The organism is Vibrio sp. 1-2 (7-a), from assembly GCF_013048515.1.
Taxonomy (GTDB): Bacteria; Pseudomonadota; Gammaproteobacteria; order Enterobacterales; family Vibrionaceae; genus Vibrio; species Vibrio diabolicus.
Genome location: NZ_VHSQ01000001.1, coordinates 266,158 through 280,419, shown reverse-complemented (window position 1 = coordinate 280,419; position 14,262 = coordinate 266,158). Strand labels below are relative to the sequence as shown.

General features: G+C 46.0%; 13 protein-coding genes. 4 read left to right on the top strand and 9 right to left on the bottom strand.

The genetic code is table 11. From position 1 onward, the window contains the following. The first annotated feature begins 25 nt into the window (after positions 1–25). On the top strand, positions 26–490 hold the full coding sequence (gene rnhA / locus FKN08_RS01205) for a ribonuclease HI (RefSeq protein ID WP_012841509.1): 465 nt from the start codon (positions 26–28) through the stop codon (positions 488–490). Here the strand turns inward: rnhA and FKN08_RS01200 are convergent. Then, the gene (locus tag FKN08_RS01200; RefSeq protein ID WP_012841508.1) at positions 487–1,233 is read right to left on the bottom strand and encodes a class I SAM-dependent methyltransferase; all 747 of its coding nucleotides are present in this window, start codon (positions 1,231–1,233) and stop codon (positions 487–489) included. The genes rnhA and FKN08_RS01200 overlap by 4 nt on opposite strands. Before the next feature lie 37 nt (positions 1,234–1,270). Here FKN08_RS01200 and gloB point away from each other — a divergent pair, with 37 nt between their 5' ends. The 3 genes from gloB (at position 1,271) to FKN08_RS01185 (ending at position 4,551) form a co-directional block, all read left to right on the top strand. Then, positions 1,271–2,029: a hydroxyacylglutathione hydrolase gene (gloB, locus tag FKN08_RS01195; RefSeq protein ID WP_006741673.1), complete on the top strand. Its 759-nt coding sequence runs from the start codon at positions 1,271–1,273 to the stop codon at positions 2,027–2,029. Between the two features lie 255 nt (positions 2,030–2,284). Beyond that, positions 2,285–3,868, top strand: coding sequence for a LysM peptidoglycan-binding domain-containing protein (locus tag FKN08_RS01190; RefSeq protein WP_134647190.1), 1,584 nt, complete (start codon positions 2,285–2,287; stop codon positions 3,866–3,868). Continuing rightward, positions 3,865–4,551: a YIP1 family protein gene (locus FKN08_RS01185; RefSeq protein WP_046875508.1), complete on the top strand. Its 687-nt coding sequence runs from the start codon at positions 3,865–3,867 to the stop codon at positions 4,549–4,551. The genes FKN08_RS01190 and FKN08_RS01185 overlap by 4 nt, the downstream gene beginning before the upstream one ends. 1 nt (position 4,552) lies before the next feature. Here the strand turns inward: FKN08_RS01185 and FKN08_RS01180 are convergent, their stop codons facing one another. From FKN08_RS01180 to lpxB, 8 genes are all read right to left on the bottom strand, one after another. Beyond that, positions 4,553–5,398 (bottom strand): endonuclease/exonuclease/phosphatase family protein, encoded by an 846-nt coding sequence (locus FKN08_RS01180; protein WP_053809794.1) that lies wholly within the window; start codon positions 5,396–5,398, stop codon positions 4,553–4,555. 139 nt (positions 5,399–5,537) lie between these two features. Further along, positions 5,538–5,876 (bottom strand): nitrogen regulatory protein P-II, encoded by a 339-nt coding sequence (gene glnB / locus FKN08_RS01175; RefSeq protein ID WP_005436810.1) that lies wholly within the window; start codon positions 5,874–5,876, stop codon positions 5,538–5,540. Positions 5,877–6,063: 187 nt separating this feature from the next. Further along, positions 6,064–6,378, bottom strand: a complete 315-nt coding sequence (locus FKN08_RS01170) for a cytochrome c (RefSeq protein WP_139060409.1) — start codon at positions 6,376–6,378, stop codon at positions 6,064–6,066. Between the two features lie 70 nt (positions 6,379–6,448). Continuing rightward, complete coding sequence (gene tilS / locus FKN08_RS01165; protein WP_139060410.1) at positions 6,449–7,759, bottom strand: tRNA lysidine(34) synthetase TilS; 1,311 nt, start codon at positions 7,757–7,759, stop codon at positions 6,449–6,451. Positions 7,760–7,865: 106 nt separating this feature from the next. Next, complete coding sequence (gene accA / locus FKN08_RS01160) at positions 7,866–8,825, bottom strand: acetyl-CoA carboxylase carboxyl transferase subunit alpha (protein WP_005380365.1); 960 nt, start codon at positions 8,823–8,825, stop codon at positions 7,866–7,868. Between the two features lie 46 nt (positions 8,826–8,871). Then, complete coding sequence (gene dnaE / locus FKN08_RS01155) at positions 8,872–12,351, bottom strand: DNA polymerase III subunit alpha (protein ID WP_170891089.1); 3,480 nt, start codon at positions 12,349–12,351, stop codon at positions 8,872–8,874. 81 nt (positions 12,352–12,432) lie between these two features. Then, positions 12,433–13,068: a ribonuclease HII gene (gene rnhB / locus FKN08_RS01150; RefSeq protein WP_167426315.1), complete on the bottom strand. Its 636-nt coding sequence runs from the start codon at positions 13,066–13,068 to the stop codon at positions 12,433–12,435. 9 nt (positions 13,069–13,077) lie between these two features. Further along, entirely contained in the window at positions 13,078–14,217 is a 1,140-nt protein-coding gene (gene lpxB / locus FKN08_RS01145; protein ID WP_006741666.1) for a lipid-A-disaccharide synthase, read from the bottom strand. Positions 14,218–14,262 lie beyond the last annotated feature (45 nt).

Below are 14,262 nucleotides of genomic sequence, written 5' to 3'. Positions count from 1 at the left end.
GTTTCGGCTAATAGTACCAAAAAATATGACCAAACACGTTGAGATTTTCACTGACGGTTCTTGTTTAGGTAACCCAGGACCAGGTGGTTACGGCATTGTATTGCGTTACAAAGACGTAGAAAAGACGCTTTCCAAAGGCTACACGTTAACCACCAACAACCGTATGGAAATGTTGGCGGCTGTCGTCGCGCTGCAGACGTTAAAACAACCTTGCAAAGTCACTTTAACGACTGACAGTCAATATGTGCGCCAAGGTATTACTCAGTGGATCCATAACTGGAAGAAGCGTGGTTGGAAAACAGCGGATAAAAAACCCGTTAAGAATGCCGATTTATGGCAAGCTCTAGACAAAGAAACCGCACGCCATCAAGTTGAATGGCATTGGGTAAAAGGCCACGCGGGCCATCGTGAGAACGAAATTTGTGATGAGCTAGCCCGTACTGCTGCAGAAAACCCAACTGAGGAAGATACCGGTTACCAACCCTCTTAACGAGATTCTTTCCTCATAGTGTTACCCTCTCGATTCATAACCCCAAGTGGTGTGAGCTTTTTCTTCAAGCGCCAATGCGGTTTGATAGGCTTGAGAGGGTATGTTCGTTTCCGTGCCACAATGTAATACAAACTCCCTGCAGGTGACGCCCAATCACCGAGACTGTTTTCCAACCATGTCCACATCGTGCGGTAGCGCTTCATCGGAAACAGTGCGTAACGATCGCAATGAATCACTTGATAATTAAGTAACCCTAACCAGTCGTTGATGCGGTTCGACGTAAACATTCGTCCACTCCAAGGCAAATTATGTTTACGCCAAGGAAGCAAACTCGCTAATCCAGTCAAACTTAGTGGGTTAAATCCAGTGATTATCAAATAACCATCATCCATCATCACTCTATCGACTTCCCGTAGCAAACGGTGTGGATCGCTTGCATAGTCGAGCTGATGAGCGAGAATCACAACATCAAAGCTTTTTTCCAAAAAGGGCAATTCGTAACCATCTGCAATCACATTATGCAACGGGTTCTGGATATCTACGTTGACTTGGTGTTGAATGTTACAATTACAGCTGGTTAGCTCACAGCTCAACCCGCCCAGTTTGAGCATATGGTAACCGAAGAGTTTCGGACACCATTCATCAAGTCGGGTCTGGATTGACTCAAGCACCCACGGACCGTTGTTCATTGCTGACCAAGTCGACGGGTGTGGTATAGTTTTGTTGCTGAGTGCTGGTTTCATTAACCACCTGACTAAAATGGGTGACGGAGAACGAATCGTGTTAGAGATCAAAAGCATACCCGCATTTAATGATAATTACATCTGGCTGATACAAAATAGCGATAAGCGTTGCGCAGTCGTTGATCCGGGCGATGCGAAGCCAGTGTTAGAATACTTGCAGGCTAACGAATTAACTTTAGAAGCGATTTTAATTACGCACCACCACAACGATCACATTGGTGGCGTTCCAGACTTAGTGCGTGCCTTTCCTGAAGTCGCCGTTGTGGGCCCGAAATCTGAGCCAATTCCAACCCTAACCACCCCCATGGAAGAAGGCGACAAACTGGAGTTATTTGGCGAAATCTTTTTGGTGCTAGGTTTACCAGGCCATACCTTAGGTCATATCGGTTACGTTGGAGACGGAAAACTGTTTTGCGGTGACGTGTTGTTTTCCGCAGGCTGCGGTCGTATTTTTGAAGGTACGCCAGAGCAAATGTTTGAGTCACTAAACAAGCTAACGTCTCTACCAGAAGAAACTCAAGTCTTCTGCGCGCATGAATACACCGCGAGTAACGTGGCGTTTGCTTTAGCGGTTGAGCCTGATAATGAGCAGCTCCGTCAATATCGCGATGATGTAAACCGACTGCGAGCTCTAAACATTCCGACACTTCCAACAACAATACGCAAAGAAAAGTGGATTAATCCGTTCTTGCGAACCACCAATCCTGACGTGGTTCAATCTGTTGCTAGTCGCATTAAAAATAGCGATCCATGCTCGGTTTTTACTGCTTTGCGTGAGTGGAAGAACGAATTTTAACCACTTTCTGCTTGTAAGTTTGCAAGACCCCAGTATTATCAGGGGCTGATTTTTCGAGAAGCGCCACTGGCGCTTCTCTTACGTTTGGGGTTGATATAAATCTATTTGAATTTCTCCCCATTGCATAATTTAGAAGCTCTTTGCCTCTATTAATTAGTTAGTGTTTAAAAGATGTCTATTATCTTGCGACTGCCACGCACATTGTGTTGCGCGACAGGCAGGTGAAGATAAAAAGGCCCTAAATAGGCTGAATCCATGCGTTTGAAGTATACCTGGGCGTTGGCGTTGTTATTATCTGGCTGTCAATTGACTCAGTCAGACTCAACGTCTTCTACACCAGAAACCAATAAATCTGAGCAGACTGCAAAACAAAATGCAGCGAAGGCTCAACCGGGCAACACATCGTCTTTAGCAAAAAAATCCGCTAACGACGCGCCTAAAGTTCTTTCCCCTCAGGAACAAGAAGATGTATGGCAACGTATCGCCATGCAACTTGAAATGGATATCCCAAACCATAAGAAAGTGGACTACTACCGTACGTGGTATCTAAAGCACCCGAATCACCTTTACACGGTGTCTAAGCGTGCAACTCCTTTTCTATACATGATCACAAAACGTATCGAAGAGCGTGGACTTCCAATGGAGCTTGCTTTGCTTCCTGTGGTGGAAAGCTCATTCGATGCCTTTGCCTACTCACACGGTAGTGCAGCTGGATTGTGGCAATTTGTCCCTGGCACCGGAAAGATGATGGGACTAGAGCAAAACTACTGGTATGACGGTCGCCGAGATGTGGCAGCAGCAACGGATGCCGCGCTGGACTACCTTGTACAACTAAACGAGCGTTTTGATGGTAGCTGGGAGCATGCAATTGCCGCTTACAATAGTGGTGGTGGCCGTGTTTCTAGCGCAATTCGTAAGAATAAAAAGCTCGGTAAACCTATCGATTTCTTCTCATTGGACTTACCAAAAGAGACCAGCAGTTACGTTCCTAAGCTGCTAGCTTTGGCTGACGTCATCGCAAACCAAGACAAGTACGGACTTAATATTCCTGCGATTCCAAACAAACCTGTTCTAACGCTTGTCGATCCGAAAGAACAGCTTGATCTGGCCATTGCAGCAGATTATGCCGGCATTGGTGTGAAAGAGTTACAAAGTTACAACCCTGCATACAACCAATGGTCAACGGCGCCTGAAGGTCCGCACCAACTTTTGATTCCGGTAGAGAAAAAAGAGGCTTTTCTCACTAAGGTGGAGAAAAACCGTGGTAAAGGTATGAAGGTCGCTCGCTACAAGGTGAAGTCTGGTGACTCTTTAAGTGTGCTAGCTAATAAATACGGCACAACCACAAAAGTGATTCGACGTGCAAACGGTCTGTCGAATAACAATATTCGTATTGGCCAATACCTACTGATTCCGACGTCAACAAAAGACGATGCGAAATACGCACTAACGGCACAAAATCGATTAAGCAAGACTCAATCACGTGCTCGTGGACAACTCAAGCTCACTCATGTCGTTCAGTCTGGAGAAAGTTTGTGGTCAATCGCACGTGAAAATAAAGTGTCGTATAAATCGTTAGCAAAATGGAATGGCATGGGCCCTAAAGATCCATTGCGTGTTGGTCAAAAGCTCGTGATTTGGAAGGACTCAGACAAAGGTGCTGTGATTCGTACCGTTTTCTACAACGTTCGCTCCGGTGACACCATTAGCGGCATTGCAAGCAAGTTCAAAGTAAAAACGAACGACATCGTGAAATGGAACTCGCTACACAAGAAAAAATACTTACAACCAGGTCAAAAACTTAAGTTGTACGTTGACGTAACGAAGGTAAGTGTATGAACCCATCAAGCAACCCACTTGTGATGCTGTTGGACATTTTTCGTTCTCCAACATCTTGCTTTCTAGCACTTTACCAACGCGGCGGATGGGGATGGCAACCGTTCATCTTCTTGATGCTTAGTCCGTTTTTATTCTGGGGCGCTTACTTTTCGAATGTCGATTTCACGTGGCTCAGTGACCAACTTGCCGCGCAGTTTCAGCAAATCGACCCAAAGCAGATTGAGCTATTAGAGCCAAACACGCTAATGGCCAGTGCGATCATCAATGATGTATTCAATCGCTTTGCCACCTTACTGTTGCTTGCGCTTTGGTTCTTTCTTGCAACGAAGGCAAGCAAACAACAATATGGTTACTGGAAGTGGTTTGCCGCGTCGTGTGCAATCTTATTCCCAGCAGTATTGGGCGATATCGCAAGCTACGCGAGTCTGTTACTCAAGCATGGTCAGGTGATGACTTACGCAGCAGATTTAAACAGCCTCAATGGTCTATTAAAACTGCCGCTTACCAGCGAGTGGTCGCATTTTGCCAGCTCACTACCACTACTGCTGCCTTGGTATATTGTATTGGGCTACGGTGTTGTGCTTACTTGGACTGAGTTTGAACGTGGGCAAGCCTTGGTGATTGCAAGCCTGCCATGGGTATTCTTCTACGTTATTTGGGCGCTTTATATTGTGGTGACCTAAGCTAGTCATCTAACGTAAATGACAGTAACAATGGGTTATGATCGGAAGCGTCGCTCTGCGGCGCTTTCGCGTATTTGAGGGTCAGTCCTCGGTAAAATACGTGATCCAACGGTAATCCCGTTATAAACTGGACTCGATGATCAGGCGAGAACGTCACTTCTTGCAAGTCCGCGGCTTTTAAGGCCTGTCGCATCGCATTAACGCGAGATTCACTCCAACTATTGAAGTCTCCAGCGAATAGGATCGGCCCTGTATGATGCTTTAAAAGCATTTCAAGAGCCGTTAACTGAGAGACATACTCTTGCGTGCCAACCGTGAAGTTAATCGCATGTACATTCACCACAGCGAGTCTCTCGCCATTGCTTAATTGATATTGGCTGTATAGTGCAGACTTGGGTAAACGCAGCCAAGGCTCTTTAGACGTATAAGCACAGGCTTTTTCTGGTTGCCCTTGAGCGATACTAATCACACCCGCACCGCTGCCCAGCGCCTTAAAGGCACTCACTTGATTGCTGACCCAGTTGCCATCCACCAACCATTGCTTAAAAGATGGTGTCATGCTGGCTTCTTGCAATAACAGCAGCTGCTTATCAGCAGAGAATTCATTGAGTGCGCTTTGCCAATTAGTCCGGTTCTGTTTGTAGATATTCCAGACAAGTACATTGATTTCACCGCCCTGATCCAGAGCTTTTGAGCCGCTAAATTCGATACACCTAATATCCTGCGTCAGCTCTGAACCTGTTTGAGTAATGATTTGCGGCTGATCTGGTACGGTGAAAATAACCTGGAAGCCGACCAATACCGCCATAATAAGAAAAGCTAACGCCAGAAAAAAACGCTTAAACATACGACAAACCTGAATATACACACCCTAAAACTGGAACAACCAACCTCGGGTTATTGGATTTCACTGAAAGTAAAAAACAAAAAAGGAGCCACTTGGCTCCCTTTTAGCATAATAAATACGAGACAGGTAACAAGAAACCTTAGATCGCGTCTTCGTCTTCTTCACCAGTACGAATACGAACCACACGCTCAACATCAGTCACAAAGATTTTACCATCACCAATTTTGCCGGTTTGCGCGGTTTCAATGATCGTCTCTACGCATTTATCAGCCACATCTTCCGTTACAACGATTTCGAGCTTCACTTTAGGCAGAAAGTCCACCATGTACTCTGCACCACGGTAAAGCTCGGTGTGACCTTTTTGGCGACCAAAGCCTTTCACTTCAGAGACGGTCATCCCTGTAATGCCCACTTCAGCTAGCGCTTCTCGAACATCATCCAATTTAAATGGCTTGATAATCGCTTCAATTTTTTTCATGTTCATCCCTTAAGCTTCAATCGATTGCGCTTATTATCGTTTAGCGTTTCGCAACATTCAATGTTTGTCTCTGATCCACCAGCGAAAATCCAGATAGAGCAAATTAACATGGCGAATATCGTGAGTTGATAAAACCCCGATGAGGACTGCTCAATGCCCAATCGTCCAAGCTTTTTCAGACTCGCGTTTACTTCAAACTTGCGTAGTAAGCCGCTAGATTAGCGATGTCTTCATCAGACAACAGTGAAGCTTGAGCTTGCATAACAGCAGCAAGACCACCTGTTCGCTCTTTGTTTTTATAGGCTTTAATTGAACTGATAATGTATTGCTCGTTTTGCCCTTTCAGGTTTGGGTAACCCGGAATGACAGCAATGCCGTCGGCGCCATGACACGCAGCGCATACTCCTGCCTTTGCTTGACCTGCTGTGGCATCTCCCGCAGCTAGAGCCTGCCCACTGAGTATGGTTAGCGCCACCATTGCGCCCATGATTGTTTTCTTCATTGCTTCACCTAATCAATTATTATTTAAGGATTTTTATATTTTATAATCGACATTGTGGCATGAATTTTCATTACCTGCGCCAAATAAGTTCACAATCTTGACCATTAAACGCCTGATCAACGAACAGATCTGCCACAGCAACAACTCGGTCTTGATACATCAAAATCGGAATTTGACGACGCAGCCAGCTTGGCACATTGTATTCTTGGAACAACTTCTTCAGTTTTCGACTGTGATTACGCGTGGTTGGATGCGCTGATAAGCCTTCCGGATTAAAGGTCACGCGAAGCAATTCTGGCTGACTCGGAAGCGCAATCGTTGCGTTGCTAGAACTCGTCGTTAAGGTCAGCTCCCCTAGCCGCTCTGGAAGCGATAAAACGGTATCGACTTGAATCGTACTTTGCCACTCAGTGACGTCAGCGATTTCCGTTACCCAATAGAGACGATTTCGAAAACGGCGCACTTCACCTTGTTTAAGTTGTAGTTTGGGGTTGGCATCTTGCTGAGCTAATGCGACTTCATTCCAGATAAGATTAAGTTGTACCTGAGTCGGCATACTAGTATTAAGCTTAGCCAGCCACATACGAATCAAGCGCGCACGCGCTAATTCACTGTGCTTAGCCAGTTCTTCAATACTCAAACTTAGATCCGTTTGTAAAGCGCGTTCAAACACCGCGCTCAATAGTTCATCCAATAGCGCTTCTTGTTGAGCACATAAGCTTGCACTGCGCTGAACCGCTTGATGGATACTCGGCCAGCGACCAGACAATTCAGGAATAACACAATGACGAAGAAAGTTACGATCATAACGAGTATCTTGGTTGCTTTCGTCTTCCACCCACTCCAAGCCTAATTTAGTAGCCGCGTCTTCGATGGTCTTCCGCTTGATAGTAAGCAATGGTCGAACTAGGGATCCACCAGAAAACGGCATACTCTCCGCCATCGAAGATAACCCTTTTGGCCCGCTGCCTCGCTTAAGAGCAAGGAGAAAAGTCTCTAGTTGATCATCAGCATGTTGGCCGGTCAACAGTATATCGCCTTCTTGAATGTACTTAGTTAAGGCTTGATAGCGAGCTTCACGAGCAAGAAGTTCAATACTTTCACCATTGCTGATGTCTAAGCTCACTCGCTCAATCGAGCATGATATCCCCACTTGTTTTGCCCAAAGTAGGCATTTATCAGCCCAATCATCGGCATTCGAGCTCAAACCATGGTGCACATATACGGCGTGGCACTCTATCGAATGCGCTTGTTGATAGCGACGGAGTAATTCGAGTAAAAGACGTGAATCCACTCCTCCGCTAAACGCCAAGACAACCTTAGTGCCTGATTGATAGTAGCGGCCGAGAACTTGAGCAAAATGCGGGTAAAGCGATTCCATAAGCGATCCGATAGGTACAAAAAAGGGCTGGACTCTCATCCAACCCTTTCTATTTTAACTGTTATCACTTGAGATATCAGCTAACGCTTAATAGCAATCACCGAAATTAACAGTAACCGTAGCTCATTAGGCGCTGGTAACGACGTTCACGTAGCGTCTCTTCATCCAATTGCTCTAGATCTTCTAGTTGACGAAGTAGTGTCGCTTTCATATTCGCTGCCATTTGAACATGATCGCGATGAGCGCCGCCTAGTGGCTCTTCAATGATTTCATCGATCAGTTCAAGCTCTTTAAGACGAGGAGCAGTTAGACCCATCGCTTCTGCCGCTTGCGGTGCTTTGTCAGAATCACGCCATAAGATTGAAGCACAACCTTCAGGAGAGATTACTGAGTACGTAGAGTACTGAAGCATGTTCACGTAGTCGCCCACACCAATTGCTAGTGCGCCGCCTGAACCACCTTCACCAACAACGTTACAGATTACTGGCACTTTAAGACCAGACATCACTTTTAGGTTTTTCGCGATAGCTTCAGATTGACCACGTTCTTCTGCGCCCACACCTGGGTACGCGCCAGCCGTATCGATAAATGTGATGATCGGCATGTTGAAACGCTCAGCCATTTCCATCAAGCGTAGAGCCTTACGGTAGCCTTCTGGTTTCGGCATACCAAAGTTACGTTTCACCTTTTCTTTGGTCTCACGACCTTTTTGGTGACCAATGATCATCACAGGGCGGCCTTCAAGGCGAGCCATGCCACCCACAATCGCTTTGTCGTCTGCAAACGCGCGGTCACCCGCTAATTCATCAAACTCCTCAAAAGCGTGTTGGATGTAATCCAGCGTGTAAGGACGTAGTGGGTGACGAGCCAGTTGAGCTGTTTCCCATGCACCTAGGTCACTGAAGGTTTTTTTCTTCAGCTCTAAGCTTTTCTTCTCAAGCTGTTCGATTTCTTTATCCAGGTCAATCGCAGAATCACCACCGTGACGAGAGACATCACGTAATGCTTCAATTTTCGCTTCTAGTTCTGCAATTGGCTTTTCAAATTCAAGAAAGTTTAGGCTCATCTATGAATCCTTGTTTACTCAGCGTCTAACATATTGCGCTGAATTTTTAGTTAAATTCGAGTTCTACCTGGCTTTTGCCAAGCAACTGTTTTAAATCGTCGAGTAATGTATCACTTGGCGTAACTCGCCACTCGGTGCCCAATGTTAACCGCGCTCTGGCGTCGGCACGCTGGTAGTATACATTGACGGGTACGGTTCCGGCTTTGTGCGGTTCTAAAATACGGCTGAACTGCTCAAAAAACTGATCGTTGATCTGATTTGCATCTATCGATACCGACAAACCACGAGCGTATTTCTCGCGCGCACTGCCGAGATCCATAACTTCACGCGCCGACATTTTAAGGCCACCGTTGAAGTCATCAAAGCTGACCTGTCCAGAAACGACCAAAATTCTGTCTTTTTCGAGAAGTTCAGCGTATCGATCCAGTGCATCTGAGAACAACATCACTTCCATGCGACCACTTCGGTCATCCAGTGTCATAATGCCAATTCGTGTACCACGCTTAGTCGTCATTACACGAGCGGCAATAACCAGACCTGCCACCGTGACAGATTGGTCGCGGCGAGTGGGCGTTGCGTCTTTTAGTCGACAACTGGTGTATTTGTTTAGTTCCTTTACGTAGGCGTTAATTGGGTGCCCTGTCAAATATAGACCTAGGGTATCACGCTCGCCCTCTAACCACACTTTTTCTGGCCAAGGCGGAACCTGCGTATACTTATGCTCTACTTCTTCAGGTGCATCCGTTAGCACACCAAACATATCCGTTTGACCAAACGCTTCAGCTTGGTGATGTTGACTTGCTGCTTTTACCGCATCATTGAGTGACGCCATCATCGCCGCGCGGTGTGGGCCTAGTCGATCCAACGCGCCCGCGTAAATCAGCTTCTCTATCACTCGTTTATTGACGCGTTTTAGATCAACTCGAGCACAGAAATCAAATAGGTCTTTAAAGTGACCACCTTTATTTCTCGCCTCAAGAATCGCATCGATAGGACCCTCACCTACCCCTTTTATCGCACCAATACCGTAAACAATTGCGCCATTTTCATCAACATTAAAGCGATATAAGCCAGAGTTGATGTCTGGTGGCAGCACGGTGAGCTTCATACGGAAACACTCATCGACCAAGCCAACGACTTTTTCCGTGTTATCCATATCGGCTGTCATTACCGCAGCCATAAATTCGGCAGGGTAATGTGTTTTCAGCCAAAGAGTCTGATAAGAAACCAATGCATAAGCAGCAGAGTGCGATTTGTTAAAACCATAACCGGCGAACTTCTCTACCAAGTCGAAGATTTTCATCGCCAACTCGCCATCGATACCGTTCTTTATCGCACCTTCTTCAAAGATAGCACGTTGTTTTGCCATCTCTTCTGGCTTTTTCTTACCCATTGCACGACGAAGCATGTCCGCACCACCTAGCGTGTAACCTGCTAAGATCTGCGCAATCTGCATTACCTGCTCTTGGTACAGGATGATGCCGTAGGTTGGATCAAGCGTCTCTTTTAGCGACTCGTGTTGCCACTTTTCATCTGGATAAGAGATCGCTTCTCGACCATGTTTACGGTCGATAAAGTTATCTACCATGCCCGATTGCAAAGGACCCGGACGGAAGAGTGCTACCAATGCGATAATGTCTTCGAAACAGTCTGGCTGAAGTCGTTTGATCAGCTCTTTCATGCCTCGAGATTCAAGCTGGAATACTGCTGTCGTTTCAGAGTTTTGCAACAAACGGAAAGAGGCAGGGTCTTCTAACGGTATGGATTCAATTTGAACCGGTTCTTTCCCTTCTCGCTCTAGGCGTGGGTTAATCAGTCCTAACGCCCAGTCAATAATGGTTAAGGTACGTAAACCCAAGAAGTCAAACTTAACTAGGCCAGCGGTCTCAACATCGTTTTTATCAAATTGAGTAACCGGAAAGTGACCTTCAGCGTCTGCATAAATTGGCGCAAAATCGGTAATTGTTGTAGGTGAAATTACAACACCACCAGCGTGTTTACCGGCGTTTCGCGTACAGCCTTCCAAAATATGACACATGTCGATGAGTTCTTTAACTTCCTCATCGGCCTCATACAATTCAGGTAGTGCAGGTTCAGCTTTAAACGCTTTATCTAGCGTCATGCCTGGATCGGGCGGGATCAGCTTTGAAATACGATCAACAAAACCAAATGGGTGGCCCAATACGCGGCCAACGTCACGGATTACCGCTTTTGCCGCCATGGTACCAAACGTGATGATCTGAGACACCGCGTCACGACCGTACATTTCCGCAACGTGGTCAATAACCTGGTCACGTTTATCCATACAGAAATCGACGTCGAAATCGGGCATCGAGACACGTTCTGGGTTCAAGAAACGTTCGAACAGCAAGTCGTATTCTAATGGATCCAGATCGGTGATTTTTAATGCGTAAGCCACCAAAGAGCCGGCACCGGAACCACGTCCAGGACCTACAGGAATTCCATTATCTTTTGACCACTGGATGAACTCCATTACGATCAAGAAGTAACCAGGGAATCCCATTTGGTTGATAACATCTAGCTCTATCTGAAGACGTTCATCATATTCAGGGCGACGACGTTTCCTCTCTTCCTCATCTGGAAATAGGAACTCTAAACGCTCTTCCAAGCCCTCTCGGGATTTCATGACTAAGAACTCAGTCTCTTTCATCCCTTCGGTTGGGAAGGCTGGTAGGAAGTACTCCCCTAAGCGCACAGTCACGTTACAACGCTTCGCTATCTCGACACTGTTTTCTAACGCTTCAGGAATATCAGCAAACAGCTCGCACATTTCTTCTTCTGTACGAAGATATTGCTGCGGACTGTAGTTTTTTGGCCTGCGCGGATCTTCTAATGTGTAACCATCGTGAATCGCTACGCGTATTTCATGAGCATCAAATAGGTCTGGACTCAGGAATACAACTTCATTGGTCGCCACTACTGGCAAGTCTTGCTGCTCTGCCAATTCAACTGCAAAGTGAAGATAAGTTTCTTCATCTGGACGACCGGTACGAAGTAACTCAAGATAAAAGCGATCTGGAAAATGCTGTTTATAAAAATCAACACACCCTTGCACTATTTGACGGTTGCCTTTCAAAAGGCCGCGACCAATTTCCCCGCTTTTACCGCCGGATAATACAATCAGGCCTTCAGACATTTCAGCCAACCAGGCTTTATCAATCACAGGGTGGTGTTGAACATGTCCACGTAAGTACGCTTTTGATATCAATAACGTCAGGTTCTTATAACCCACATTATCCGCCGCAAGCAAAGTCACTTGAGTCAGCTCTTCACCAAACTCGTCCGACTGCATTTTAAAGTCAGCACCGATGATCGGTTTAACACCACTGCTATGTGCCGTACCGTAAAACTTCACCAAACCACATAGGTTGGTAAAGTCGGTCAACGCCATTGCGGGCATACCGAGCTCAGCAACTTTCTTTACGATTGGCGGAACTTTGTTGAGGCCATCCACCATCGAGAAGTCACTATGAACACGCAGGTGGATGAATTTGGGATCTGACATTAACAGGTACCGTGTAACTCTATTTTGTTGGGGATTCTAACCTAAAGAGGTTGGGTTTATAACACCAATTAGATCGTTTGATTATTCTATGCCTAACGCTTTTTTTACTGGCTTGAAACTCTTGCGGTGTTCACTGATCACTCCGTGTTGCTCAATCGCTTCAAAGTGCGCTTTAGTTGGGTAACCTTTGTGCTTCGCGAAGCCAAATTGTGGATGAAGTTTATCCAACTCTTCCATCTCTTGGTCACGCACGACTTTGGCAATAATTGAAGCCGCACTGATTTCGGCAACACGTAGATCGCCTTTTACTACAGCTTGAGCATCCATTGGCAGCTCCGGACAACGGTTACCATCAATCAACACCAAATCAGGTTGAACCTGTAACCCCGCCACTGCACGCTGCATCGCAACCATAGTCGCCTGCAAAATATTCAGTTGATCGATTTCTTCAGGAGAACAACGCCCGACCGCCCACGCCAATGCTTTTTCTTTGATTTCAGGAAGCAGCGCCATGCGTTTCTTTTCGGTCAATTTTTTCGAATCGTTCAACCCTTCAATAGGATTGTTAGGATCAAGGATAACCGCAGCGGTGACGACGTCTCCCACCAAAGGGCCACGTCCTACCTCGTCGACTCCGGCCACAAACTGATAACCTTGTGGATATTCAAACGGAGGGAGTTCAACTTTGGTTTTGGTCGCTTTTGGTTTAACAGCCATGATAAATCTCTATTTTTCAATCAGTTTTAGAACCGCGTTTGCGGCTTGTTGATCCGCATCTTTACGGATCCAATGATGCATTTCCGTAAACTTATCTAACATCGGTTTATTGTCGCTTTCCAATAAGCGAGAAACCTCAGTAAACAAATTGTCTGGTGTGCACTCATCTTGTAGATATTCTTTGACGAGCTCATCATCCGCCAAGATATTCGGCAATGACACATACTTCGTTTTCAATAGACGTTTAGCTAAGAAAGCGGTAAATGCATTCACACGATAACCCACCACCATTGGACGCTTGAGAAGCATACACTCCAACGCTACGGTACCAGAGGCCAGCATCACTGCATCGGATGCGGTGATGACGTTACGTGCGGTGTCATCAACTAACTTGAAGTCCAACTCTGGTGCGAGCTCTTTCCATGCTTGTTCAAACTGCTCACGGCGTTTTTGATTAACAAGTGCGACAACAAACCCCAGTTCTGGAAATTTTTTATGAAGTAACTTGCAGGTTTCAATAAATGGCTCAGAGAGCATTTTTAACTCGCTACCACGACTGCCTGGCAGGACAGCAAGCCACTTTTTATCTTGTTCTAAACCAAGCAACTCACGTGCAGGCGCTTGCTCTGATTCAAGTGGGATGGAATCAGCCAAGGTATGACCAATGAACTCGCAAGGTACATTAAATTTGTCGTAGAACGCTTTTTCAAAAGGAAGAAATGCTAACACCAAGTTCGTTGCCGCTTCTATTTTAAAGATGCGCTTCTGACGCCAAGCCCAAACAGACGGACTCACGTAATGAACGGTTTTAATGCCCGCTTGCTTGAGGTCAAGCTCCAGGCGTAAGTTGAAGTCAGGAGCATCGATCCCGATGAAAACATCAGGCGGATTCTGAGTAAAATACTGAACGAGCTCAGCTTTCACTTTAAGAAGTCTCGGTAAGCGGCCTAAAACCTCGACTAATCCCATCACCGCAAGCTCTTCCATATCAAACAGAGACTCGCAACCTTGGGCTATCATTTTCGGACCGCCAATGCCTACGAACTCAGCGTCTGGATATTGCTGCTTTACTGCTTTGATAAAGCCTTCACCTAGCGTATCGCCAGACAATTCTCCGGCAATGATGCCAATACGTAATGGTCTTTCCATATCTACTTCGCTATTTTTCCTGTGCGCTATGGATAACGGTTTGCC